This window comes from Mesorhizobium sp. B2-8-3 (assembly GCF_006440815.1).
Classification (GTDB): Bacteria; Pseudomonadota; Alphaproteobacteria; order Rhizobiales; family Rhizobiaceae; genus Mesorhizobium.
In genome coordinates this window covers 165,778-189,168 of record NZ_VFTW01000001.1, presented here as the reverse complement: position 1 = coordinate 189,168, position 23,391 = coordinate 165,778, and the positions used below count along the sequence as shown (strand labels likewise).

The following is a 23,391-nucleotide window of genomic DNA, read 5'->3' as shown; positions in this document are numbered from 1 at the left end:
GTGGAAGGTTTGGGCGCCGTCGGCATTGCCGCCCAAGGCGCCAATTCCGTCGTGGCCAATTCCGGCCGCGTCTTCAGCGACCAGAGCGTGGCGATCTATTTCGGCGCGCCCGACGCGGTGCTGAATCTTTTGGGCGGGACGGCCATTCAGGGGCCGATCGTCTTTTCCGGTGCCGGCAACACCGTCACCTTCGGCCCCGGACTGAATGCCGTCATGAGCTTTTCAGGAAGCGGCCTGCCGCAAACCGTGCTGACCGGCGGCAGGCCGTTCGTGACGAGCGGCGCCAGCGTGGCGGTGGTGGACATCACCGGGTTTGCCAGCAGCGGGCCGTTGGTCGAGGACCTTGTCGACGGCATAGCCGGTGTTGCGGAGGCGCGCATGTCCGCTCCAAGCGACGATTTGCCTGCGCCGCATAAAGGTCCAGACGCCTGGATCTCGACATTCGGCGGGCTACGCTCCCAGGGCGGTTCCGGCGCATCGGCCGGATTCAGCGAGGCGCTTGGCGGCATGGTCGCCGGCGCCGAAACGCGCTCGGGCGACGGGTTCCTCGGTGGCTTGTTCATCGGAGGCGCCGCCGGATCGACCGAGGTCGACGACGACGCGCAGGAGATCGTCCATCGCGGCGTGTTCGCGGGCGGCTATCTCGGCTATGACGGAGGGGTCAATTTTGCCGAAGCGGCATTCGTCGCCGGCGTGCTCCAGGAGCGCAGCCGCCGCCGTGTCGCGAACAATCTGGTGCTCGACGGCATCGAGACGGCGCAGGCGGATTTCAACGGCGTCTTCCTCAGCCCGTCGGTTACGCTCGGCACGCGGCTGCCGGTTTCGTCCGGTACGCTGATACCCAGCGTGCGGCTGCGTTACGCCGGGCTGTTCTTCGACGATTACGCCGAGACCGGTTCGAACGGCGATCTCGCGGTCGCGCGGCGCAACGTCAACGTCTTCGAGGCGCGTGGCCAGCTCGCGCTGGCATTGGCGCCCGTCAGCATGCCAAGCCAGACTTGGCAAACCACGCTTCGAGCCGGAATCGACGCGATTGCGCAAAGCAGCGATGACGTTTCGGCGACACTGTTCGGCCAGGACATCTCTTTTCCCGCCGGCGGCAAAAAATTTGTGTTGCGCGGCTTTGCCGGCGCGGACGTCGCCGCGGAGGTGAGCGCCGGCATGATGCTCAATGCCGGCTTCGAGGCGGGTTACGAGACCGACAATGCCTTCACCGTCCGCGGCCAGGCCCGTCTCAGCAAGGCTTTTTGAGGGAGCTGATCGACCAGCCCGGACCGCATTTGAAGGCTGGCATCCCGCCGCCGCAGGGAAGGTCGTCTACCGGCATATATATTTTTCGAAATCCATTCCGATTCCAGAAGCCCGTGCAGTAGAATATTGCTATGACCGCGCGGGCGATGCCCGGCGGTGTAAATGAAGTGGGGTATGCGACGATGATCTTCCGCCAACTCTTCGATTCCGTTTCGGGCACCTACTCCTATCTGCTTGCCAGCCGGCGCGGCGGCGAGGCGCTGATCATCGATCCCGTGCTGGAGAAGGTCGAGCGCTATCTGCAACTGGTCAATGAGCTGGACCTCAGGCTGGTCAAGGCGGTCGACACGCATCTTCATGCCGACCACATCACCGGCCTCGGCGCGCTGCGCGACAAGACGCATTGCGTGACCGTGATGGGCGAGCAGACCAAGGCCGACGTGGTGTCGATGCGGCTTGCCGACGGCGACAAGCTCGGCATCGAGGGACTGGCTCTCGACGTCATCTACACGCCCGGCCACACCGACGATTCCTACAGCTTCATCCTGCCGGACCGGGTCTTCACCGGCGACACGCTGCTTATCCGCGGCACCGGCCGCACCGACTTCCAGAACGGCGATCCGCGCCAGCAATATGAATCGATCTTCGGCCGCCTGCTCAAGCTGCCCGACGAGACGCTGATCTTCCCGGCACATGACTACAAGGGTGAGACCGTGTCGACGATCGGCGAGGAAAAGGCCTTCAATCCGCGCCTGCAGGTCAAGTCGGTCGACGAGTATGTGAACATCATGAACAATCTCAATCTGTCCAACCCGAAAATGATGGATGTGGCCGTGCCAGCCAACATGCGGGTCGGGCTGCACCAGGACGATATCGCCAGCCGCGGCTGGGCGGTGAGCGCGGAGCAGGCGCTGGCGATGATCGGGCGGCCCGACGTGGCGCTGATCGACCTGCGCGAGCAGACAGAACGCGAGCGGCACGGCGTCATTCCCGGCGCGATCCATCTGCCCTATGCGCGGCTGCAGGAAAACATCGCCGCCGGTGGCATGCTGCATGAACTGGCGAAGTCTACCAGCAAGCAGATCCTGTTCTACTGCGCCTTTGGCGAGCGCTCGGCGATGGCGGTGCAGGCAGCGCAGGATGTCGGTATTGCCAGTGCCCGCCACATCCAGGGCGGCATCGACGCCTGGCGCAAGGCCAGCGGGCCGCTGTCACATTAAAGCGCGTCGCGCTGAAGCGGATTCAGGCGACGCGCTTTTAAGCCTTTGTTTTCATGCATGTCGTTATCGCAAAACCGCTGCACACTTTTGCGCGACATGCATTAGGCCCGATTGGATTCAATTCAGCCCGATCAGCTTCGCGCCATTCCGGAAGAGAGCCTCGCCATCCCGGTCGAAACGGAATGTCGCGATGAAGTCGTCGGCGCGATAATTCGGAAAGGTGTTGCGGATCATGGCGGCGTGATTCCGCGCCTCGTCCCGCCGGCCGGCCAGCGCCAGGCAATGGGCGGCGATCGCCAGGATGATGACATGAGCGTTTGGCCTCGCGGTCGCCTTCAGCGCCCATTCCGCAGCCTCGTTGTATTCGCCGAGCCGCGCATGCGCCATGGCGCGGGCGCCCATCATGCCGAACAGCAGCGGATCGAAGGGGCTGAGATGACGCGAATGATCGGACGAACCGATCGCCGATTGCGGGTCGCCCGACTGCGAATGGACGAAGGACAGCGCATAGTGGCCGAGCGCGAAATTGGGACTGAGGTCGACGGCGCTCGCCAGCTCGAGCAATGAACCGTCCTGCTCGCCGCGCAGCCACAGCGCCCGCCCCATGGCCCAATGGGCGGAAGGGTTGCGGTCGTCGACCAAAAGGCTCCGGCCGGCGCTTTCGAAGGCAAGCGCGGTCTCGCGATCGCGCTCGCCCCAGCGCTGGAAGGCATTCTGCCAATGGGTGAAGGACATGCCGGCATAGGCGCGCGCGAAAGTGGGATCGAGCTTCAACGCCTCGCCGAAGAAATGCTGCGCCAGCTCGTTTTCCTGGCGGGTGAAGCGATACATGTGCCAGAGGCCACGATGATAGGCCTCCCAGGCATTGAGCGAGTTTGGCGCTTTCAGCAATGCGCGGTTGCGCTCCACCGTCGCGATCTCGGCGGCGATCGAGGAGACGATGCTGTTGCCGATATCCTCGATGACGATGAAGATGTCGTCGGGATTGTGCTCGAAGGTCTCGGCCCAGACGATTCTCGCCGTGCGCACCTCGACGAGCTCAATGGAAACGACGATACGGCCCGGCAGGCTGCGCACCGAGCCCGTCGTGACATAGTCGACATTCAGCCTGCGTCCGGCATCTTCCGGCGCGATATTCTTCTCGGCGAGCGCGAAGACCGAGCCGCGGGCGATGACGAAGAAATCGCGAAGCTTGGCAAGCCGCGTGATGATGTCATGCGTGAGGCCGTCGGCGAGCCCGCCGCGGAAGTCGCCAGCGCCGGCGCTCTCCGCAAACGGCATCACCGCAAGCGACGCCCGGCGTGTCGCAACAGGCTCGGATTCGATAGCGGCGACGGGCGGCTCCGAGACCGGGAAAGCCGGGCCGGAGCGGGCGCATGGCATTGCGCCGGCGTTCCGGGCTTTTATCTCCTGCCACGCCTCGCGCAATGGCGTGAAATCCAGCTCTTCCGAGTGGAACAGTTCCGCCGCCGTGGCAAGATGGTCCTCGCCGGCGCCGATCTGTCCGCGCCGGGCCAGATTTTCCAGCAGCGCCACATGCGCACGGCCATCGAAGGGTGCGAGCTCCAGCCATTTGTCGATATAGGCGCCGGCCTCGTCGGCTCCGGGCGGGACAAGACCGATGATGTGCTCCAGGACGGCGACATGGCACGCGCTGAAACGGCGGCGCTGCGCCGTCAGCCAACTGCCAAAATGCGGGCTGCGATCGAGCTCAAGACCGTCGAGAAAGTCGCCGGCGAAATGTTGCGAAAGCGCCTCTAACCGCATGAGATCGAGCGTCTCGACACCTTCGGCCACCGCCGCGGCGGCATCCAGCGCGTCCACGTGGACACCGTCGAGGCGAAGCGACACCGTATCGCCATGGGTTTCGACCCGGCGCCGATCCGGGTCGTCAAGCGCGGCGCGCAGCTTGCTCAGGCACCAGCGCAGCTCGCCGCGCGGATCGTTGGGCACGTCCCAGAAAAGTTCGCAAAGGCGGCTGCGGCTGACAGGGTGGGGCGCCAGCGCCAGATAGGCAAGCAGCGCGCGCAGCTTGCGCGACGAGGGCAAGGTAACGGGCACTCCATCGCGGGCAATCGTCAGTTGCCCGAGCAGCCTTACGGACAGGCCAACGGGGCCGTTCAGGCTCGATCGGGTGGATTCCACGTATGTTTCCACGCTTTCTCCAACGCTGGCCAGTTGGTCCATAGTCTATCACCAAAGATGACAGGAGGCAGCCGGCAGCCCCATTCCGTGCCGGAACGCCGCCGTTGCCGCTTTTGCGGCAGATCAAGCAACCTATCGCGGCCAGGTGTCGAAACCGCGCCGCCAAAGCTGCCGGTTTGTAACCGGCACGTGAGGACATCGAGGAGAAAGCCATGTTGCATCAATTGAAAATCAGAACCACGTCCGGGCGCGGCCGTTTGTTCGACAGCATTCTCGATACGGTCGGCGACACGCCGGTCATCCGCATCAACAATCTCGGTCCGGGTCACGCGACGATCTATGTGAAGGCCGAGTTCTTCAACCCGGCGGCCTCGGTGAAGGACCGGCTGGCGCTCAACATCATCGAGGAAGGCGAGCGCAGCGGCAAGCTCAAGCCCGGCCAGACCGTGATCGAAGCGACGAGCGGCAACACCGGCATCGGCCTTGCCATGGTCTGCGCGCAGAAGGGCTATCCGCTGGTGGTGACGATGGCCGACAGCTTCTCCATCGAGCGCCGCAAGCTGATGCGCATGCTTGGCGCCAAGGTGGTGCTGACGCCGCGTGCCCAGAAGGGTTTCGGCATGTACAAGAAGGCGGTCGAGCTCGCCGAAGCCAATGGCTGGTTCCTGGCGCGCCAGTTCGAGACCGAGGCCAATGCCGCCATCCACGAGGCGACGACGGCGCGCGAGATCATCAATGATTTCGCCGGGTCGCGCCTCGACTATCTGGTCACCGGCTACGGCACCGGTGGCACGGTTGCCGGCGTCGGCCGCGTGCTGCGCCGAGAGCGGCCGGAGGTCAAGATCGTGCTGACCGAACCGGCGAATGCGCAGCTGATCGGCAGCGGCAAGCGCCAAGAGCGCGGTGCCGGCGGCGCGCCGGCCGCCAGCCATCCGGCCTTCGAGCCGCATCCGATCCAGGGCTGGACGCCGGACTTCATTCCCAATGTGCTGCAGGAGGCGATCGACCAGCGCTACTATGACGAGGTGGTGCCGATCTCCGGTCCCGAAGGCATCAAATGGGCGAAGGCGCTGGCGCAGCAGGAAGGCATTTTCACCGGCATCTCCGGAGGCGCCACGTTTGCGGTGGCGCGGCAGATCGCGGGCACCGCGCCGGCCGGGTCGGTGATCTTGTGCATGCTGCCCGACACAGGCGAGCGTTACATGTCGACGCCGCTCTTCGACGGCATCGAGGCCGACATGGACGCCGAGGAAACGGCGCTGTCGCGCTCGACCCCGAGCTGTCAATTCGAAGCCTGACAATGCCGACCGCGACGCCGCCCCGCATGGCGGCGTCATTCTTTTACGCGCGGGTCGACCCGCGCCGGCGGGAGAGGCGAGATGGATACATTTCAGGAAGCGACGAACGCGGAAGAAACGCTCGATCCACCGGATTGGGCCGAGGTGGGAGCGCTGTCGCACCGGATCCTCGACGATGCCATCGCCTATCTCAAGGATGTCCGCGACCGGCCGGTCTGGCGCGGGATGCCGGCCGAGGTGCGGGCATTCTTCGGCGCACCCTTGCCGCGCTCGCCGGCGCCGGCGGCCGACGTCTATGACGACGTCGCCCGCAATTTGATGCCTTACCCGATGGGTAACGTCCATCCGCGTTTCTGGTCCTGGTACATGGGGTCCAGCAACTTCACCGGCGCGCTCGGCGACTTCCTGGCGGCGATCCAGGGTTCCAATCTCGGCGGCGGCAACCATGCCGCCGGACTGATGGACAGCCAGGTCGTCAACTGGATGAAGGAGATGGTCGGCTTCCCGACCTCGGCCAGCGGCACACTGGTCAGCGGCGGCTCGATGGCCAACATCATCGGCCTGACCGTGGCGCGCAACGTCAAGGCAGGCGTCGACGTGCGCGAACGTGGCGTCGGCGCCATCCCCAGGCCGCTGCGCTACTACGCTTCGGACCAGGTGCATTCCTGCCACCGCAAGGCCATGGAGCTGCTGGGCCTCGGCAACCGGGCGTTGCGGCGGATCCCGACCGACGCCGGGTTGCGCATCGATATCGCCGCGCTCAAGGCGGCAATCGCGGAGGACCGCGCGGCGGGATTCAAGCCGGCCTGCGTGATTGGCACCGCCGGCACCGTCAACACCGGCGCCGTCGACGACCTTCAGGCGCTGGCGAGCGTGGCGGCCGAAGAGGACCTCTGGTTCCATGTCGACGGGTGCATCGGCGCGCTGATCGCGATCGCGCCCGAGAGCCGATCGCTCGTCGCAGGTATCGAGCGGGCGGATTCCATCGCGCTCGATCCGCACAAATGGCTGCACGCGCCGTTCGAAGCCGGCTGCGCGCTGGTGCGGGACGCATCCGCGCACCGCAACACATTTGCCGTCACGCCGGAATATCTGGAATCGACGCCGCGCGGCCTCGCGTCCGGAGAGTGGCTGCACGATTACGGCTTGCAGACATCGCGCGGCTTCCGGGCGCTCAAAATCTGGATGGCGCTGAAGGAGCATGGCGTCGAAAAGTTCGGCCGGCTGATCGACCAGAACATCGCCCAGGCCCGCTACCTCACCGGGTTGATCGAGGCTGAGCCGACGCTGGAGCTGATGGCGCCGACCACCATCAACATCGTCAGCTTCCGCCACCGGCTGGCGGGCGCGTCCGAAGAGCGGCTCAAGGTGCTCAACACCGAGATCATGCTCAGGTTGCAGGAAGAAGGCATCGCGGCCTTGTCCGATACCACCGTGCAGGGCCGGCATTGCCTAAGGGTGGCGATTGCCAATCACCGCACGCGCCGCGACGATCTCGACCTGGTGGTCAGCGAGATGCTCCGGTTGGGACGGGAAATCGAGGCCGCGACACCGGCCTGAAGCTGCTCGGGAACCTGTCTCAGCTTACCGTCAGCGGCGCGCCGGGCAGATAAAGCGCGATCGGTCGGATCTCGTAGACGGCGCTTGGGTTGACGCGCTTGAGATCGCGCGCGGCGGAGATCGCCTCGTCAAGACTCGCGCAGTTAAGCACATAGAGGCCCAGCAACTGCTCCTTGGTCTCGGCGAACGGGCCATCGATCACCATGGCGTCGGCCGGGCCGCGCAACGTTACCGCCCCCGCCGTCGGGCCAAGCCTTGCCGCAGGCCCAAGCTTGCCGTCGCGAGTCAGCCTGTCGTTGACCTCCAGCAGGTCCTTCATCAGCGCCGCGTCCTCGTCGGGCGTCCAGGACTGCACAGTGTCTTCCACGTGATAGGCGAGGACGGCGTAGAACATGGGCGTGTCTCCCTCGTGATCAGGCGGATCGCACTATCACAAGGATGGTTCGACTGATCCAGAGGCGCGGACGGCGGACCGACGCCGCTCCTGACTCAAGCTGCCACCGGCAGCCGCAGCTCCGTCAGCAGGCCGCCGCCGGGGTAGTTGGAAAGATCGACCTCGCCGCCGGCGCCGCGGGCGATGTTGCGGGCGATGGTGAGGCCGAGGCCGAGGCCGCCGGTGGTGCGGTTGCGCGATTCCTCCAGCCGCACGAAGGAGCCGAACACCGCGTCCAGCTTCTCCTGCGGGATGCCTGGGCCTTCGTCGCGGATCGAAAGCGTGATCGTGTCGCCCGATCGCCGCACGCCGAGATGCGCCTTCTTGCCGTAGGTCACCGCGTTCTGGATGAGATTGGTGATGCAGCGCCGCAGCGCCACCGGCCGCGCGATGCAGATCAGGCCGCGCGACGGGACCACGTCTTCGTCGAAGGATGCGCCGTCGAAGGAGTCCGCGACCGATTCCACCAGCGACCAGAAATCGATCCGCTCGGCCTTTTCCTCGGTCACCTCGAATTTGGCGAAGTCGATGACCGAGCTCGCGATGCTTTCGATGTCGGCAAGGTCGTGCGCCAGCGCCTCGCGCGTGGGGGATCTACGCAACAGTTCGAGGCGCAGGCGCATCCGGGTCAGCGGCGTGCGCAGATCATGCGCCAGCGCCGCCGCGAGGTGCTCGCGGTCTTCGACATAATCGCGCAGCCGCATCTGCATGGCGTTGATCGCCTTTGCGGCGGCGCGGATCTCGCGGCTGCCGCTTTCGGCGATCGGCGGGCTTTTCAGGTCATTGCCAATGCGGGTCACCGCCGTTTCCATCATCCGGTAGGGCGCGGTCAGCCGGCGCAGCGACCATATCGACATGACCACGATCAAACCGGCGATCAGCGAATAGAGCGGCAGGCTGTCGAGGCTGAGAATCGGTCCTGCCGGCGTGATCGGCTCAGTGAAATTCAGCCACTGGCCGTCGGAAAAGCGCAGCGAGGCGGTCAGTTTGTCGCTCTGCGCGAAATCCGCGGCCAGGACCAGCAGGTCGCGCTCGACCTGGCCGACATCCTTGTTCACCGCCTGGCCATCGGGAACATCCGCCTCCTGGGTGGCCGGATCGCGCCGCACGCGCGCATCGGTGATGCCGAACTTCGACAGGCGGCCGACCAGGATGTCCTCCAACTCGGCAAGCTGGTCGTCGCCGGCGATCGAAGAGGTGACGGCGGGGGTGTCCGAAACCGTCAGCGCATAGGTCGAGTTGAACAGGCCGGACGCGGTCGCCTTGCGCTCGTCGGGCGTGGCGTCATGCATCAGCTGCACCAGCGAATAGGCGCGGTCGTTCAGCCGGTAGAGATCGACGACGCCGTTGGCGGCGGCTCGGTCGCGCGCCACGATGTAGAGCGTCGTCACCTGGCTGAGCATGAGGCCGGCAATGACGATGAGCAGCACCCAGACTGGCAGGGTCTGCGGCAGGAAGCGTCTCATTCGGACGTCGTCTCGGGCAGGAACTGATAGCCGCCGCTGCGCACGGTCAGGATCAGTTTCGGCGTCTTCGGATCGTCTTCCATCTTGCGGCGCAGGCGGCTCACCAGAATGTCGACGCTGCGGTCGAAGCTGTAGCCGGTGTCGCCGCCGGAGAGCTCGATCAGCTGCTCGCGGGTAAGCACGCGCTGCGCGCTCTTGACGAAGGTCTGCAGCAGGTTGAACTCCGCCATCGTCAGTTCCACCCGGACGTCGTCCGGCGCCGTCAGTCGGCGCCTCGCGCAATCCATGGTCCAGCCGGCAAAGCGGTAAATCTGCTTGGCCGTGGGGCGACGCGGCTCGGCGCTGCCGTTGCGTCTCAGCACGGCGCGGATGCGGGCCAAAAGCTCGCGCGGGTCGAAGGGCTTTGGCACGTAGTCGTCGGCGCCCATTTCAAGGCCCACAACGCGGTCGGTCGTTTCGGTGACCGCGGTCAGCATGATGATCGGCGTGGTGTAGTTGGCGCGGATCTCGCGGCAAAGCTCAAGCCCGCTTTTGCCGGGCAGCATCACGTCGAGAACGATCAGGTCCACCGGCGTGCGGCGCAGGACCGCTTCCATTTCGATGCCGTCGGCAGCCACCGTCGTGTGCAGCCCGCGCTTCTGGAAGAACTCCTGCAGCAGGTCGCGTATGCCCTTGTCGTCGTCGACGATCAGTATGTGTGCGTCCGATTTCACTCGAAACCTATGATTCTGTTGGCCGTGCATCCTTCGCCGGTCTCTCACACGATAGAATTCGGGCCACATCTTGGCCAGTGGCCTCGATCGTCGCGCCGGCCGGATTCCCCAGAAACAATCCAGAAACAAAATTCTACAGTCGGGAAAAACTGGTGAAAAATTTCAAGAGCATAACCGGTGCCGTGGCGGTCAGGTCATCGGCTGCGACGCAAGTTTCCGGAGTAACGGACAAGACCAATGCAGAGGTTCTGGATCAGCGTGACGGGTGCTTTGCTCAGCATATCGCTCATCACAGCAGCGGCCGGCGCCTCCACCGCTAAGGTCGCGCCGCTCACCCGGACCGAGCGTTGCACCAATCTGAGCCGTCAGGTTGACGAAGCCCTCGAAACCCATGCCGCGGCAACGCAGGTCACCGCGGCGAAAGCACTGCAAAGAAAGGGAAACCGGTTCTGCGCCAACAAGAAACAGGCGCAGGGAATCCGGATGCTCGCAAACGCTTTGAAGCTGCTTGGAGTGACACCGATCGATCCTGCTCAGTGACGCTCATCCAGACCTGCAAGAAAAAGGAAATGAAGCCATGAAGAAGTCCATCCTCTCCGCCCTCGGCCTCGGTGTTGCTCTCGCTTTCGCGATGCCGGCTCTCGGTAACGCCGCCGCCACGACGACCGCCGCCCCGGCTGCCTCGACCGCGACCACCACGGCTGCTCCGGCCGACAGCACCGCTGCGAAGCCGATGAAGAAAGTCGCTGCCAAGAAGGCCTGCAAGGTGACCAAGACGCACAAGTGCCCGGTCAAGAAGGCCAAGAAGGCTCCGGCGAAGAAGTCCTAATCCAGGCTTTCAGTCCTGATCCTTCAAAACCGCTCCGGCCGGTTCCGGCTGGAGCGGTCTTCCGGCGACCGAAGCCTGGCATCGGCAGATTTCGCCGCGCCGCTCCCGATCCTTAACCCGATCGCAATGCCGGTGCTGTAGGACAATCCGCATGAGGAAGCGGTTTTCGTCCCTGATGCGCTCGCTGACGCTCGGCGGCCTGATCGCCACCGGGGCGGCACGATCGTTGATCATCTTTACCGCAAGCCCCGTGCCGGATCCCGCCAGCGGCAGGACCGAACCCGAGCTTTTCGCTCCACTGATCTCCTCGAGCTTCGACTACATCACCCCGGCACAGTCCTGGATGCTGCTCGTGCTGACCGGCATAACGCTGATCGGCCTGGCCGGCTGGATATTCTTTGCCTTCATGGAGCGCGGCTCGGGCATGGATGGCGACGTCGGTTCAGGCAGATCGGGCACCCCGTTGCGCCGTCCGGTCGGACGCCAGGACCGTTGACCCATCGGCGGCGCTTCCCCACATAATATCGAACGTCCAATCCGTCGCTATCCACGCGGAGGGTTGGACGGGTGTTTTTCAGCGTGACAAAATGAGAGCGAGAACTCAGTTCCTCGCCGCCGGATCCGATGCCAGAAACCGTCATCAAGCCCCGCGTCAAGCCGCAGCCGAAGACCGAGCGGCCGAAACTCTACAAGGTCATCCTCGTCAATGACGATTTCACGCCGCGCGAGTTCGTGGTGACGGTGCTCAAGGGCGAGTTCAAACTCAGCGAAGACCAGGCGCACCGCGTCATGATCACCGCGCATACGCGCGGTGTCTGCGTCGTCGCGGTGTTCACCAAGGATATCGCCGAGACCAAGGCGACGCGGGCGACCGACGCCGGCAAGGCCAAGGGCTATCCGCTGCTGTTCACCACCGAGCCCGAAGAGTAGGGCGGAGGAGTTTTCCCTTCTCCCACAAGAAGGGGAGAAGGAAGAAAGTGGTGTCACCGCCCTTCGCGATACCACATCGAGCCGATGGCGAGCAGCAGCAGGCCGAGGCCGAGGAAGCCGCCGAACAGAGGCACGCGCGATACGGCCTTGAGCGTGCTGTCGTCGGTGGTGCGCAGGCCGATCCAGTCGTCGCCCGAAGCGGCCGCGGAAGAGCGGACAGGGATGATCGACGGCAGCGTCACGCCGCCGGCGAGATTGCCGAGCGTCGACGACGGAGCCAGCCGCCGCACGCTGCCGCCGGTCGCCTCGGCAGGCGCCTTCAGCCTGTCCTCGGTCGAGATCACGTCGGAAAATTCCGGCGCGTTGATCGGGCCGACATGGGCAAGCGCGGTAAGGTCGCCATTGCCGATCTGGTAGAGGCCGATCTCGCCGGTCTGCAGACTGCCGGTGAAGATGCCGGGCTCGGCTTTCTCGAGCTTGACCGTCATCGCCTTGCCGGACGGCGTGATGACCTGGGCGGGACCCGGGTCGTCGCTCATCGTCTGGCGGCGGATTTCAAGCATCATGCCGCGGCCGTCGGCGGTCAGCCGCTCCTCTTCCAGTTCCGGCTCCTTCATCAGCCAGTGGGCGATGCGGCGATAAAGCTGGACATGCGGTCCACCGCCCTCGAAGCCGCGCGCCCACAGCCAGCCCTGGTCGGAGAGCAGCATGCCGACACGGCCTTCGCCCTTGCGGTCGAGCAGGAGCAGGGGCCGATCGTCAGCGCCTTTCATCACCACTTCGCCTTCCGGATTCTTGACGCCGATGGTGCGGAACCAGCGGCTCCAATGCGGCGGCTCGCTCGCCGAGCCGTCGAGCCCGCGCGTCACCGGATGGCGCTGGCCGAGATCGGTCAGGCGCGGATAGAAGGCCTTGTCCACCACCTCGCCGGTCGGCATGGCCGGCAGCGCGGCGTTCAGCGGCGTGCGGGCAATGGAGTTTTCGCCGGCATATTCGGGGCCGGCGGCAATCAGCAGCGCGCCGCCCTTTTCGACATATTCGGAGATGTAATCGTAATACAGGATCGGCAGCACGTCGCGGTGCTGGTAGCGGTCGAAGATGATCAGGTCGAAATCCTTGATCTTCTCGACGAACAACTCGCGCGTCGGGAAGGCGATCAGCGACAGCTCGTTGATCGGCGTGCCGTCCTGCTTTTCCGGCGGGCGCAGAATGGTGAAGTGGACGAGATCGACCGATGCGTCCGACTTCAAAAGGTTGCGCCAGGTGCGCTCGCCGGCATGCGGCTCGCCGGAAACCAAGAGCACGCGCAGGTTCTCGCGGATGCCGTCGACCAAAGCGATCGCCCGGTTGTTGGCGTCGGTCAGTTCGCCGGGCTCCCGGTCGATGCCGAGCTGGACGATGTTGCGGCCGGCATTGGGTATGGTGACCGAGAGCTTCGTCGGCTGGCCGACGGTCGCGTGCTCGACCGAGACCTGCTCGCCATTGACCGAGACGCGCACGTCCACCGGACCGCCATCGCCTTCCGTCGAAATGACGCGGTAGGTCATGTCGAGCGGCTTGCCCACGAGGCCGAAGCGCGGCGCGTTCTCGAAGCGGATGCGGCGGTCCTTCTCGTGCTCGTTGCCGGTGATCAGCGCATGCAGCGGAGCGTTGAACTCCGGTGCGCCGGCCGGCGCATCATGCACCTCGCCATCGGTGATCATGATCGCGCCGCCGATGCGCGACGGCGGCACGTCGCGGAAAGTGCCCTCCAGCGCGCTGAAGAGCCTGGTTTCGGTGCGCTCGTCGGCGGCTTCGGACTTGCCGGCCTCGACGACACGGACATCGAACTGCTTGAAGCGGGCAAGACGCTGCTGCAACCCGGCCAGCGTCTCGTCGGTCTGCTTGGCGCGGTCGCCGATGTCCTGGCTCTGGCTGCGATCGACGATGAGAGCGACGACGCTCTTCAGCGCCTCGCGTTCCTCGGCGAGGAACACCGGGTTGAGCAATGCCGCGGCAAGCGCGAGCAACGCGATGAAGCGCAGCGCCGAGCCGCGTTGGCGGAACCACAGGCCGACCAGCGCCAGCAGCAGCAACGGCACGAAGAGAAGGCCAAACAGCGGCCAGGAAACCAGCGGTTCGAAGGAGATCGACCAGTTCATGACCTACTGCCCCAGCCGTTCGAGCAGCACGGGCACATGCACCTGATCGGATTTGTAATTGCCGGTCAGCATGTACATCATGATGTTGACGCCGGCGCGCAGCGCATAGACGCGCTGCATCGGATCCGGCGGCACGGTCGGCAGCATCGGATCGCCGTTCTCGTCGATGGCCCAGGCGCCGGCGAAATCATTGGCGGTGATCATGATCGGCGAGACGCCGTCGCCGGTCCGCACCGGGCGGTTCTCGGTGTTGCTGGCCTCGAGCGAGGCCTCGACCCAGAGCGGGCTGCCATTGAAGCGGCCGGGGAACTCCGGAAGGATGAAGAAGGATTTGGTCAGCACGTGGTCCGACGGCACCGGCTCCAGCGGCGGCACGTTGAGATTGCCGAGGATGTCGCGCAGCCGCTCGGTCGCCGGGCTTGCCGAGCCGGCGCCGATGCCATTCGAGAACTGGTCGCGCGTATCGAACAGAACCGTACCGCCCTGCTGCATATAGGCGTCGATGCGGGCGATCGCCGCCTGGCTGGGCATAGGCGCCGACGCGTCGATTGGCCAATAGATCAGCGGAAAGAAGGACAGCTCGTCCTTGGCGATGTCGACGCCCGCCGGCGGACCGGGCTCAAGCGCGGTCTTCTCGATGAGGAAGCGCGTGAGGCCTTCGAGGCCGGCGCGGCTGATCGAATCGACGCCGGGCTCGCCGGTGATCACATAGGCGATGCGGGTTTTCGAAATGTCGTCGATCGCCTGGGCGTCGCCAGGTTTCGAATCGTCGGCGCGGGCAAGGTCGGCGTGGCCGAAGAGCCCACCGAGCACGACCAGAACGGCCGCGGCGGTTGCTACAGCCCTAGCGCGGCGCGGCCAGCGCGCCAGCAGCCCGCCCATCCAGAACACGGCCAAGGTGTCGAGCACCATCAACAGGAGCGCGATGGCGACGAGCGGCCCTTTGAGGTTTTCCGATTCGTCGAAGGCATAGGGGACGGTTGTCACCGGCAGCGAAACCTGCGGGCGCGCCAGCGGCGCGAATGTGCTCGAAGCGTTGAGCAAATTATGCGCGAACACACCGGTCTCCGAGCCGTAAAGGCCTGGCGGGTTTTCCAGCGTCACCGGCAGCGGACCGGCGCCGGGCACCAGCGGCCGCGCATCGGGCGAGGGCGGCGTCAGCGTGCCGTCGGCGCCGATCATACGGTAGGGAGCGAGCGACGCCGCGGCGGCTTCGGCATTGGCGATCGCGGCGCCCTGGTTGCGCGACAATTGCACGACGCGCCGCAGCATCTCGACGAAGCTGCCGGAGATCGGCAGGTTCGACCAGGTCGCCTCGGGCGTGACATGGAAGAGCACCAGGGTGCCTTTGTCCTTCTTCATGCCCGTCACCAGCGGCGTGCCGTCGGCAAGCGTGGCCCAGGTGCGCTCGACGATGTCGGGCGTCGGCTCGGCCAGAACCTGCCGGCTGACCGTCACCTCGGAAGGCGGTGAAAGATCGGCAAAGGGGCCGTTCTTCGGGAATTCAGTCACCGCCTGCGGCGTCGTCCACGACAGCGCGCCGCCCAGCGCGCGCTCGCCGCTGCGCAGCCTGACCGGCAGGAGGTCGTCGTCATTGCCGGCCGCGGCGAGGCGCGGGCCGGCAAAGCGCATCAGCGTGCCGCCCTTGTCGACCCAGTCGACCAGCCGCTGCTTGACCTGCTCCGGGATGGTGCCGACATCGGCCATGATGATCATCGCCGGCTTCTGGTCGAGAAGCTGCGGAATGGCGTCGGCGAGATCGGCGCTCGACGGCTCGACCAGATCGGCAAAGGGCTGCAGGGCGCGGCGGATATAGTAGAGCGGCGACAGAAGCGGCTGCGCCTGGTCGGCCTCGGCCTGCGACAGAAGGCCGACGCGCCGGCGTTTCGAACTCTCGTCGAGCACGCGCACGGCGCCGGCCTGGTGCTCGCCGTCGAGCGCGATCGAGGCGAAATCGTTGCGCAGTTCGAACGGGACCGCCATCGTGGCCGTGGTCGCGGCCTCGCCCGGCGCGAAGGTCAGCGTCGCATCGGCGATGCGGCGGCCCTTGTCGTCGAAGGCGCCCGCGGTGACCTGCGCCGGGGCCGGATCGCCCGGCGCGCGGATGGCGGTCAGCGCGAAGCCGTCGACCTGGTTGTCGGCGCCAATCAGGCCGGTCAGCGAAGGCCGGTCGGAAATGGCCCAAACCAGCCGTGTCGCGTTTTTTTCGAGCAGCGTCTTGAAAGCGGCCTCGTCGCCTTTGGCGGCAAGGCCATCCGCGAGCACGGCAACGCTGACGCCGGGCAGGCGCTCCAACGCGGCGGCGACACGGGCGTAGACGGCGGGCCTGTCGGTGGGGATTGGCCGCGGCTTTGCCGCGCGCAGATGGTCGAGCGCGGCCGAGGCATCGAAGGGGCCGATCTCGGCATTGGGCTTCTCGGCGGTGAAGGCGATGACGACCGGCACGCCGTTCGAGCCGGCATCGGCGATCAGCCGTTCGGCGGTGGCCACGCGCTTGTTCCAGTCGGCGGCGCTTGCCCAGCCATTGTCGATGACAAGCGCCAGGGCCGCGCCTTCCGCCGGCAGTTTTTCGCGCGGATTGAAGACCGGCTCGGCCAACGCCATCACGACAAGCGCCGCCATCAGCAACCGAAGCAGCGTCAACCACCACGGGCTTTGCTGCGGGGTTTCCTCGCGCCTCAGGACCCGGGCGAGGATTTTCAACGGCGGGAACACTTCCGTTTGCGGCTTGGGCGGGGTGAGCCGCAGCAACCACCAGATCACCGGCAGCGCCAGAAGTCCCCACAGCACCATGGGCGCCCCGAAGGAAAGCGGCAGCCAACTCATGCGACCGCCTTTCCGACATTATTGCTACCGTCGGCGGTCAGCGCCATGTGGATGCGCACCAGCGCCTCGGAGGCGAGACGGTCGGTGTGGTTGACGGTATAGCTCCAGCCGAGACGCTTGCACCAGGCAGCCAATTCCTCGCGGCGGGCCCGGTAAAGCAGGCGGTATTCCTCGGCCAGCATCTCGGCGCGGCCGGCGGTCAGCTTGTCGCCGGTCTCGGGATCGGTGAACTCGGTGCGGCCGGCATAGGGGAAGGTTTCCTCGGCCGGATCGGCCACCTCGATCAGATGCGCGCGCACGCCGTGGCGCGCCAGCACGTCGAGCCAAGCCATGGTTTCCTCGACCGGATCGAGGAAATCGCTGACCAGCACGATGTCGCAGAAACGGCGGATGGCCGACAGATCGGGCTTGGCCGGAAGCGCGGCGGCGTGGCTGAGCTGGGCGGCGATCCGCTCGGCGCCGTTGCGGGCGGTGAACGGGTCCGTCAGGCCCGGCCAGGCGATGCGCTCGCCGCTGCGCGACAAGAGCTCGGACAAGGCGAGCGCCAGCACCAGCGCGCGCGATTCCTTGGAAACGCCGACGCCGGCCGATTTGTAGAGCATCGAAGGCGATGGGTCGGCCCAGAGCCAGACGGTGTGCGCGGCCTCCCATTCGCGATCGCGCACATAGGTGTGGTCGTCCCTGGCGGAGCGCCGCCAGTCGATGCGCGAGGAATCGCCTTCGACATAGGGCCGGAACTGCCAGAAATTCTCGCCGATGCCGCGCTTGCGGCGGCCGTGCCAGCCGGCGATCACCGTGTTGACGATACGGCGCGCCTCGACCAGCAGGTCCGGCACCAATGAAGCCCGCAACCGGCCACGGGCGAGCGCATCGCGCGTCGCAACCGGTGCCTGGACCTCGCCTATTCGACCCATCAGATGCCTTTTGCCAGCTTCGCCACCACGTCACGCACGGAGGTGCCTTCGGCGCGGGCGGCGAAAGTCAGCGCCATGCGATGCTGCAGCACCGGTTCGGCCAAGGCGCGGACGTCGTCGACCGAAGGTGCCAACCTGCCATCATATAGGGCGCGCGCGCGGGCGCACAGGGTCAGCGCCTGGCTGGCGCGGGGCCCTGGCCCCCAGGCGACGTGCTTGTCCGTCTCGGCATTGCCCTGGCCGGGCCGGGCCGAGCGCACCAGCTTGAGGATCGCCTCGACGACGCTTTCCGGCACCGGCATGCGGCGGATCAGCGTCTGGACCTCTCTGAGCCGTGCCGGCTGCAGCACATTGTCGGCCTTGGCTTCGTCGACACCGGTGGTTTCGAGCAGGATGCGGCGTTCCGCCTCGATCTCAGGATAGAGGATGTCGACCTGCATCAGGAAGCGGTCGAGCTGAGCCTCCGGCAGCGGGTAGGTGCCTTCCTGTTCCAGCGGGTTCTGCGTGGCCAGCACGTGGAAGGGCGCCGGCAGGTCGTGGCGGGCGCCGGCGATGGTGACGTGATATTCCTGCATCGCCTGCAGCAGCGCCGATTGCGTGCGCGGCGAGGCGCGGTTGATCTCGTCGGCCATCAGCAATTGCGTGAAGATCGGCCCGGAAATGAAGCGGAAGGAGCGCTTGCCGAACTCGTCCTGCTCCATCACCTCGGAACCGAGGATGTCCGACGGCATCAGGTCGGGCGTGAACTGGACGCGGCGCGAATCGAGGCCGAGCACGATGCCCAACGTTTCGACCAGCTTGGTCTTGGCGAGGCCGGGTACGCCGACCAGCAGCGCATGGCCGCCCGCCAGCAGCGCCACCAGCGTGCGCTCGACGACCGCCTCCTGGCCGAAGATCACCCGGCCGACCGCGTCGCGGACCCTGGAGATGTCGGCCAACGCCTTTTCGGCTTCCTCGATCATCGCTTTTTCGCTGATCGGGCTTTCCTTGATCATCACGCTCATGCCGTTCGATCCTTGTGGTTGGAAATACCGGCCTGCATTCTCAATGTCGCAGAATGCCGCGATTCGGCCTCGCCTGGCGCCTGCATTCGAACTTAAATCACAGACTTGGGCGGACAAGGCTGACAATCGGGACAACAGTGACTATTTCGTGACCATGGCCGAACGCAGCGAACATCGTGAACAAACGCCGGGCGAACTAAGCGCCGGCAAGCAGAGCCTGAGCAAACAGAGCTTGACCGGCGCCACCGAGGCGCGCGGGCTGGAGGCGCTGATCTCACGCGCGGCCCGGGCCGGCAAGGGGCCGGCGCCGGTCGAGCGCTGGAATCCGGAGTTCTGCGGCGATCTCGACATGGAAATCAAGGCCGACGGCACATGGTTCTATCTCGGCACGCCGATCGGCCGCATGCCGCTGGTTCAGCTCTTTTCCAGCGTTCTGCGCAAGGATGCCGACGGCAAGACCTATCTGGTGACGCCGGTCGAGCGGGTCGGCATACGTGTCGTCGACGCCCCCTTCATTGCCGTCGAAATGAACGTGTCCGGGAGCGGGAACAATCAGGTCGTCACCTTCCGCACCAATGTCGGCGACGTCGTCGTCGCCGGCCCCGGCCATCCGCTGCGCTTCGTCGATGAGGACGAAACCGGCGGACTGAAACCCTATGTGCTGGTGCGCGGACGGCTGGAGGCGCTGGTGGCGCGGCCGGTGATGTATGAACTGGTCGAGCATGGCGAGGAGATCGATATCGGCGGCAAGGCGATGTTCGCCGTCCGCTCGGGCGGCGAGGTCTATCCGATCATGCCGGCCGAGAAACTGAGGCGGCTGAGCGCGTGATGGACCAGGTGACGCCGGCTGCGTTTTCGGTCGCGGATTTTCGGGCGCGCGTCGCGGCACAAGCGGCGATCGTCCCTGGCGACGATTTCGGCGACCATCGCTTCAATCCCGGCCATCCCCGGCTCAAACATGTCAAGCCGCTGCGCGACGCGGCGGTGCTGATTCCGGTGATCGACCGTGCCAAGGGCGCCATGGTGCTGCTCACCAAGCGCGCCGAGAAGCTGCGCAGCCATTCAGGCCAGGTGGCTTTCCCAGGCGGCACGATCGATCCGACCGATCCCGGCCCCGAGGCCACGGCGCTGCGCGAGACCTTCGAAGAGATCGGCCTCGAGCGGGATTTCATCGAGATCATCGGCCGCATGCCCGACTACGTCTCCGGCAGCGGCTACCGCATCGTGCCGGTGCTTGCCATCGTGCGGCCGGGTTTTTCGCTGACGCTCAATGCCGACGAGGTCGATGCGGCCTTCGAGGTGCCCCTGAGTTTCCTGATGGACCCCGCCAACCACGCGCGCGACAGCCGTTTCTGGAACGACCTCGAATGGTTCTTCTACGATATGCCCTATGGCGGCCAGCGCATCTGGGGCGTCACCGCCGGCATCGTCCGCACGCTCTATGAAAGGCTCTATGCGTGAGCGCTGAGGTGTCTCTCTCGGGCAAGGCCGATTGGCTCGCCGAAAAGCATCTGCAGAAGCTGCTTGCCGTGCTGAAGGAGGGCGGCGAGGAAGCGCGTATCGCCGGCGGCGCGGTGCGCAACACGCTGATCGGCCAACGGGTCGCCGACGTCGACATCGCCACGACCACGGTGCCCGAGGAAACGATCAGACGCGCCAAGGCCGTCGGCTTCAAGACGGTGCCGACAGGCATCGATCATGGCACGGTCACAGTGGTCGCGGGCGGCAAGCCCTATGAGGTGACGACGTTGCGCGCCGATATCCAGACCGACGGGCGGCGGGCAAAAGTGATTTTCGGACGTGACTGGAAAGCCGACGCAGAGCGGCGCGACTTCACCATCAACGCCCTCTATGCCGAAGCGGACGGCACGGTCGTCGACCTGGTCGGCGGCATCGCCGACATCGAAGCGCGGCGGCTGCGTTTCATCGGCGACGCGGAGGCGCGCATCCGCGAGGATTATCTGCGCATCCTGCGCTTTTTCCGCTTCTTTGCCTGGTATGGCGAAGGACGGCCGGACGCGGAAGGGCTGAAGGCCTGCGCCAGGCTGAAGGATGGGCTTGCGCGGCTTTCGGCCGAACGGGTCTGGTCCGAACTGAAGAAGCTCTTGTCGGCTCCGGATCCCTCGCGCGCGCTCTTGTGGATGCGCCAGGCTGGCGTGCTCACCGCCGTGCTGCCGGAAAGCGAGAAATGGGGCATCGACGCCATCCATGGCCTGGTCAAGGCTGGAGAGGATCTCGGCTGGATCGCCGATCCGGTGCTGAGGCTGGAGGCGATCGTCCCGCCCGATGCCGTGCGTATGAAGACGCTTGGCGAGAGGCTGCGACTTTCGAACGAGGATGGCGATCGCCTGCGGCATTGGGCGCTGACCGTTGCGCCGGATGCCAAGGCGACCGAGACCGAACTGGCCAAGAAACTCTATTACGGCGATCGCGACGGCTATCTCGACCGTATTCGACTGGCGCTTGCCGCCGCGCGGACGCGTGCCGTCGAGGACAATCAGGCGATGATGGAAGCCGGCGGCTTTTCACGCCTGCTCAATTTCACGCTCAAGTGGGAAAAGCCGGTGTTCCCGATCAAAGGCGCCGACCTGACCGAGCTTGGCGCGTCGCCGGGCCCCAAGCTCGGCGCCACGCTGAAGAACCTCGAGAAGGAATGGATGGAGTCAGGCTTCACCCTGGAACGCGGCGCGCTGATGGAACGCGCCGCGCAGGCCCTGGAGCTTTAGACGGCCGGAGCGCCGGCGCCCGTCAACGTATCGCCACGGGAGCCAGGGCGCGCGAGAGGCTTGCCTCGCCTTTGCCGTAGATGGACGGGTCGTAATTGACCAGCGTGTCGGTGCGGGCCGTGTTGAGCAGGTCGTTGGTGATCTGAACCGGCGTTGCCTTGGTGAACTTGCTGCCGATGATCGCGGCGTAGCCCGAGATGATCGGCGCGGCGAACGAAGTTCCGTAAAGACCGGTCTTGTTGCCCTCGACGCCGACCACCAGGAAGTGGCTCTGCACAGCCGTGTTGGAGCCGGCATAGTCGGAATACCAGGCGAGTTGGGCCTTGTTGGCTGTGGTGCCGTTCGTCGACAATGCGCCGACGAAGATCGCCGTCGATTTGCCGATCAGGGCAAGGTCGAGGTAGTCCTGCTGCCCGCCCGTGACCCCACCGACAGCGACCGCGTCGTTGCCGGCCGCCTTCGAGACGATGGCCGAACCCTTGGTGGCGTAGGAGATGATCGAGGACTCCTCTGGAGCCCACCAGATCTGGTTCGTGCTGTAGCCCGCAGTTGTGTACATGCCGTAGCTCAGGTTAAGCACGTTGCGGCCGGCGGCCAGCGGGACGGCCGTGCCCGTCGAGAAATCCTTGGAGCGGATGGTCGCCGCCGGAGCGATCATGCTTGCCTCCTCGCGCGTCCATTCACCGTGCCGCTGGGTCTGCACGCCGATGCCGAAATTGCCGGAAAAGCGCGACGAACTGCTGAAGTCGTCGACCATGGTGATGGTGACGCCCTTGCCCTTGTAGCCGGCTGCCCACGCGGCGCCGACGTCGGGGCTCATCCAGCTCTGCACGGCTTGCGTCGTCCGCGCGACCGGGATCGTTGCGCTCACGCAGATCGACCCGCCACCATGGCAGAGTGCAGCCATTTCGTCCGGGCTGAGAGCTTCCTGCGCCGATGCCATCGGCGCCGAAAGGATGGCGAGGGCAGCGGCGAGGCCGAACTTCAAGGACTTAACCGACATGTTCATTCTCCAGTCAGACAGAACCAGGACGGACGATCGTGAGTTTCGGGACAAGATGATTTCATCCGCGGCCCCTCCGATCAGAAAGTGAGACGGTAGTTCAGCCAGAGATGCATGCTCTCTGGCTTCGCGCTGACCAGATACTTCAGCGTTTCCGCGGGCGCCGCCTCGCCCGCCGCCAGCCTGCAGTTGACGCTGTAGGTTCCGAACTCGCCGTAGTCGGCCTCGCAGGGCTTTTCGGTCAGGTTGCCGCCGATAACCGAGGTGACCGACAGGGACAGGGTGCTGTTCGGATTGGGATGGACCTGAGCGAGAAAACCAAGCTTGAGACTGGGCTCGATGCTGTATTTCTCGCCTTGTTCCCCGGTGCCAAATCCCCAGAGAAAGCCGGTATCGGGCGTGATCTGGGTAAGAAGATCGACATGCATATCGACCCAGCTCGCGTGATACCAACGGCTGAAGGAGACCCAGCTTCCACTCTGCAGCTCATAGCCGCCGTTGCCGAGGCCCCTGGCGCGGTCGCTGAGCGGAGAACCCTGATGGATATCGACCAGCGAGGTGGTCCATTCCTGCGCTGTCGCAGCGGACGCCAAGAGGAAGGCGCACGACAGGAGCACCGCCGTGCAGAGACCGCCTCGGATGTCGGATCGCTCGCGCATGCGCGAAGCACCTCGCCCCACCATTCCGGACAGCGCCTTGATGGCGAAGGGCTTCTCGGGCAGCCGCCTCTGGCCGGATCATGCGCGGGAGAATCGCACGCAGACCGTTACCGCCAGGTTACCTAAGCTGTTACGAATATAAGAAATCGCTGGAATTAAGCATAAACAATGACTTCGCCGGCGATCGGAGGATCGCCGGCGAAAAGGGCGGGATGCGCCGGAAGCAACGATCCGCCATCGTGCCTGTCGGCCGGTGACGTTTGGAAGCCTGCG

General features: G+C 65.5%; 21 protein-coding genes. 11 read left to right on the top strand and 10 right to left on the bottom strand.

Annotated elements, in window-relative coordinates; all coding sequences use genetic code 11:
• Nucleotides 1–1,251 carry an autotransporter outer membrane beta-barrel domain-containing protein gene (locus tag FJ418_RS00980; protein ID WP_140863123.1) on the top strand — a complete coding sequence of 417 codons (1,251 nt, stop codon included), beginning with the start codon at nucleotides 1–3 and terminating at the stop codon, nucleotides 1,249–1,251.
• A gap of 182 nt (nucleotides 1,252–1,433) precedes the next feature.
• A complete protein-coding gene (locus FJ418_RS00975) occupies nucleotides 1,434–2,471 on the top strand; it encodes an MBL fold metallo-hydrolase (RefSeq protein ID WP_140653314.1) in 1,038 nt (345 codons plus the stop codon).
• Nucleotides 2,472–2,588: 117 nt separating this feature from the next.
• Here the strand turns inward: FJ418_RS00975 and FJ418_RS00970 are convergent, their stop codons facing one another.
• Nucleotides 2,589–4,658, bottom strand: coding sequence for a transcriptional regulator (locus FJ418_RS00970; RefSeq protein WP_246682862.1), 2,070 nt, complete (start codon nucleotides 4,656–4,658; stop codon nucleotides 2,589–2,591).
• Nucleotides 4,659–4,828: 170 nt separating this feature from the next.
• On the opposite strand from FJ418_RS00970, the gene FJ418_RS00965 reads away from it, so the two are divergent.
• Nucleotides 4,829–5,914 carry a pyridoxal-phosphate dependent enzyme gene (locus FJ418_RS00965; protein WP_140653316.1) on the top strand — a complete coding sequence of 362 codons (1,086 nt, stop codon included), beginning with the start codon at nucleotides 4,829–4,831 and terminating at the stop codon, nucleotides 5,912–5,914.
• A gap of 81 nt (nucleotides 5,915–5,995) precedes the next feature.
• Nucleotides 5,996–7,474, top strand: coding sequence for an aspartate aminotransferase family protein (locus FJ418_RS00960; protein ID WP_140863120.1), 1,479 nt, complete (start codon nucleotides 5,996–5,998; stop codon nucleotides 7,472–7,474).
• Between the two features lie 19 nt (nucleotides 7,475–7,493).
• On the opposite strand, the gene FJ418_RS00955 is transcribed toward FJ418_RS00960, so the two are convergent.
• The 3 genes from FJ418_RS00955 to FJ418_RS00945 form a co-directional block, all read right to left on the bottom strand.
• Nucleotides 7,494–7,868, bottom strand: a complete 375-nt coding sequence (locus FJ418_RS00955; RefSeq protein ID WP_140863118.1) for a YciI family protein — start codon at nucleotides 7,866–7,868, stop codon at nucleotides 7,494–7,496.
• A gap of 95 nt (nucleotides 7,869–7,963) precedes the next feature.
• Complete coding sequence (locus FJ418_RS00950) at nucleotides 7,964–9,373, bottom strand: ATP-binding protein (RefSeq protein ID WP_140863116.1); 1,410 nt, start codon at nucleotides 9,371–9,373, stop codon at nucleotides 7,964–7,966.
• Entirely contained in the window at nucleotides 9,370–10,086 is a 717-nt protein-coding gene (locus tag FJ418_RS00945) for a response regulator transcription factor (protein WP_140645734.1), read from the bottom strand. The genes FJ418_RS00950 and FJ418_RS00945 overlap by 4 nt, the downstream gene beginning before the upstream one ends.
• A gap of 237 nt (nucleotides 10,087–10,323) precedes the next feature.
• On the opposite strand from FJ418_RS00945, the gene FJ418_RS00940 reads away from it, so the two are divergent.
• From FJ418_RS00940 to clpS, 4 genes are all read left to right on the top strand, one after another.
• Nucleotides 10,324–10,626, top strand: a complete 303-nt coding sequence (locus FJ418_RS00940; RefSeq protein ID WP_140645735.1) for a hypothetical protein — start codon at nucleotides 10,324–10,326, stop codon at nucleotides 10,624–10,626.
• A gap of 37 nt (nucleotides 10,627–10,663) precedes the next feature.
• The gene (locus FJ418_RS00935) at nucleotides 10,664–10,915 is read left to right on the top strand and encodes a hypothetical protein (protein WP_140645736.1); all 252 of its coding nucleotides are present in this window, start codon (nucleotides 10,664–10,666) and stop codon (nucleotides 10,913–10,915) included.
• 151 nt (nucleotides 10,916–11,066) lie between these two features.
• Entirely contained in the window at nucleotides 11,067–11,411 is a 345-nt protein-coding gene (locus tag FJ418_RS00930; RefSeq protein ID WP_140645737.1) for a hypothetical protein, read from the top strand.
• A 128-nt stretch (nucleotides 11,412–11,539) separates the two neighbouring features.
• Complete coding sequence (clpS, locus tag FJ418_RS00925) at nucleotides 11,540–11,845, top strand: ATP-dependent Clp protease adapter ClpS (protein ID WP_140645738.1); 306 nt, start codon at nucleotides 11,540–11,542, stop codon at nucleotides 11,843–11,845.
• Nucleotides 11,846–11,898: 53 nt separating this feature from the next.
• On the opposite strand, the gene FJ418_RS00920 is transcribed toward clpS, so the two are convergent.
• Genes FJ418_RS00920 through FJ418_RS00905 form a run of 4 tightly spaced genes read right to left on the bottom strand, consistent with a single transcriptional unit; the run spans nucleotide 11,899 to nucleotide 18,730 of the window.
• Nucleotides 11,899–13,986 (bottom strand): hypothetical protein, encoded by a 2,088-nt coding sequence (locus tag FJ418_RS00920; RefSeq protein ID WP_140863113.1) that lies wholly within the window; start codon nucleotides 13,984–13,986, stop codon nucleotides 11,899–11,901.
• 3 nt (nucleotides 13,987–13,989) lie between these two features.
• Nucleotides 13,990–16,812, bottom strand: coding sequence for a DUF4159 domain-containing protein (locus tag FJ418_RS00915; RefSeq protein ID WP_140863108.1), 2,823 nt, complete (start codon nucleotides 16,810–16,812; stop codon nucleotides 13,990–13,992).
• Nucleotides 16,809–17,726: a DUF58 domain-containing protein gene (locus tag FJ418_RS00910; RefSeq protein WP_140863105.1), complete on the bottom strand. Its 918-nt coding sequence runs from the start codon at nucleotides 17,724–17,726 to the stop codon at nucleotides 16,809–16,811. Before FJ418_RS00910 ends, FJ418_RS00915 begins: the two co-directional genes overlap by 4 nt.
• Entirely contained in the window at nucleotides 17,726–18,730 is a 1,005-nt protein-coding gene (locus FJ418_RS00905) for a MoxR family ATPase (protein ID WP_140863102.1), read from the bottom strand. Before FJ418_RS00905 ends, FJ418_RS00910 begins: the two co-directional genes overlap by 1 nt.
• A gap of 154 nt (nucleotides 18,731–18,884) precedes the next feature.
• Between FJ418_RS00905 and FJ418_RS00900 the strand changes: the two genes are divergently transcribed.
• The 3 genes from FJ418_RS00900 to FJ418_RS00890 are packed head-to-tail and all read left to right on the top strand — an operon-like array spanning nucleotide 18,885 to nucleotide 21,456.
• Nucleotides 18,885–19,559, top strand: coding sequence for a DUF1285 domain-containing protein (locus FJ418_RS00900; protein WP_140863437.1), 675 nt, complete (start codon nucleotides 18,885–18,887; stop codon nucleotides 19,557–19,559).
• Nucleotides 19,559–20,191, top strand: a complete 633-nt coding sequence (locus FJ418_RS00895) for a CoA pyrophosphatase (RefSeq protein WP_140863099.1) — start codon at nucleotides 19,559–19,561, stop codon at nucleotides 20,189–20,191. The genes FJ418_RS00900 and FJ418_RS00895 overlap by 1 nt, the downstream gene beginning before the upstream one ends.
• Nucleotides 20,188–21,456, top strand: coding sequence for a CCA tRNA nucleotidyltransferase (locus tag FJ418_RS00890; protein WP_140863096.1), 1,269 nt, complete (start codon nucleotides 20,188–20,190; stop codon nucleotides 21,454–21,456). The genes FJ418_RS00895 and FJ418_RS00890 overlap by 4 nt, the downstream gene beginning before the upstream one ends.
• Before the next feature lie 22 nt (nucleotides 21,457–21,478).
• Here the strand turns inward: FJ418_RS00890 and FJ418_RS00885 are convergent, their stop codons facing one another.
• On the bottom strand, nucleotides 21,479–22,459 hold the full coding sequence (locus tag FJ418_RS00885; protein WP_140863094.1) for a S8 family serine peptidase: 981 nt from the start codon (nucleotides 22,457–22,459) through the stop codon (nucleotides 21,479–21,481).
• Between the two features lie 80 nt (nucleotides 22,460–22,539).
• Complete coding sequence (locus FJ418_RS00880; protein ID WP_140863089.1) at nucleotides 22,540–23,118, bottom strand: hypothetical protein; 579 nt, start codon at nucleotides 23,116–23,118, stop codon at nucleotides 22,540–22,542.
• Nucleotides 23,119–23,391: the final 273 nt, after the last annotated feature.

Bases quoted from the DNA above. Each gene is read 5' to 3' on its own strand.
- FJ418_RS00975 (WP_140653314.1), top strand. From the start codon at position 1,434: ATGATCTTCCGCCAACTCTTCGATTCCGTTTCGGGCACCTACTCCTAT.
- FJ418_RS00970 (WP_246682862.1), bottom strand. From the start codon at position 4,658: ATGGACCAACTGGCCAGCGTTGGAGAAAGCGTGGAAACATACGTGGAA.
- FJ418_RS00965 (WP_140653316.1), top strand. From the start codon at position 4,829: ATGTTGCATCAATTGAAAATCAGAACCACGTCCGGGCGCGGCCGTTTG.
- FJ418_RS00960 (WP_140863120.1), top strand. From the start codon at position 5,996: ATGGATACATTTCAGGAAGCGACGAACGCGGAAGAAACGCTCGATCCA.
- FJ418_RS00955 (WP_140863118.1), bottom strand. From the start codon at position 7,868: ATGTTCTACGCCGTCCTCGCCTATCACGTGGAAGACACTGTGCAGTCC.
- FJ418_RS00950 (WP_140863116.1), bottom strand. From the start codon at position 9,373: ATGAGACGCTTCCTGCCGCAGACCCTGCCAGTCTGGGTGCTGCTCATC.
- FJ418_RS00940 (WP_140645735.1), top strand. From the start codon at position 10,324: ATGCAGAGGTTCTGGATCAGCGTGACGGGTGCTTTGCTCAGCATATCG.
- FJ418_RS00935 (WP_140645736.1), top strand. From the start codon at position 10,664: ATGAAGAAGTCCATCCTCTCCGCCCTCGGCCTCGGTGTTGCTCTCGCT.
- FJ418_RS00930 (WP_140645737.1), top strand. From the start codon at position 11,067: ATGAGGAAGCGGTTTTCGTCCCTGATGCGCTCGCTGACGCTCGGCGGC.
- clpS (WP_140645738.1), top strand. From the start codon at position 11,540: ATGCCAGAAACCGTCATCAAGCCCCGCGTCAAGCCGCAGCCGAAGACC.
- FJ418_RS00920 (WP_140863113.1), bottom strand. From the start codon at position 13,986: ATGAACTGGTCGATCTCCTTCGAACCGCTGGTTTCCTGGCCGCTGTTT.
- FJ418_RS00915 (WP_140863108.1), bottom strand. From the start codon at position 16,812: ATGAGTTGGCTGCCGCTTTCCTTCGGGGCGCCCATGGTGCTGTGGGGA.
- FJ418_RS00910 (WP_140863105.1), bottom strand. From the start codon at position 17,726: ATGGGTCGAATAGGCGAGGTCCAGGCACCGGTTGCGACGCGCGATGCG.
- FJ418_RS00905 (WP_140863102.1), bottom strand. From the start codon at position 18,730: ATGAGCGTGATGATCAAGGAAAGCCCGATCAGCGAAAAAGCGATGATC.
- FJ418_RS00900 (WP_140863437.1), top strand. From the start codon at position 18,885: ATGGCCGAACGCAGCGAACATCGTGAACAAACGCCGGGCGAACTAAGC.
- FJ418_RS00895 (WP_140863099.1), top strand. From the start codon at position 19,559: ATGGACCAGGTGACGCCGGCTGCGTTTTCGGTCGCGGATTTTCGGGCG.
- FJ418_RS00885 (WP_140863094.1), bottom strand. From the start codon at position 22,459: ATGTCGGTTAAGTCCTTGAAGTTCGGCCTCGCCGCTGCCCTCGCCATC.
- FJ418_RS00880 (WP_140863089.1), bottom strand. From the start codon at position 23,118: ATGCGCGAGCGATCCGACATCCGAGGCGGTCTCTGCACGGCGGTGCTC.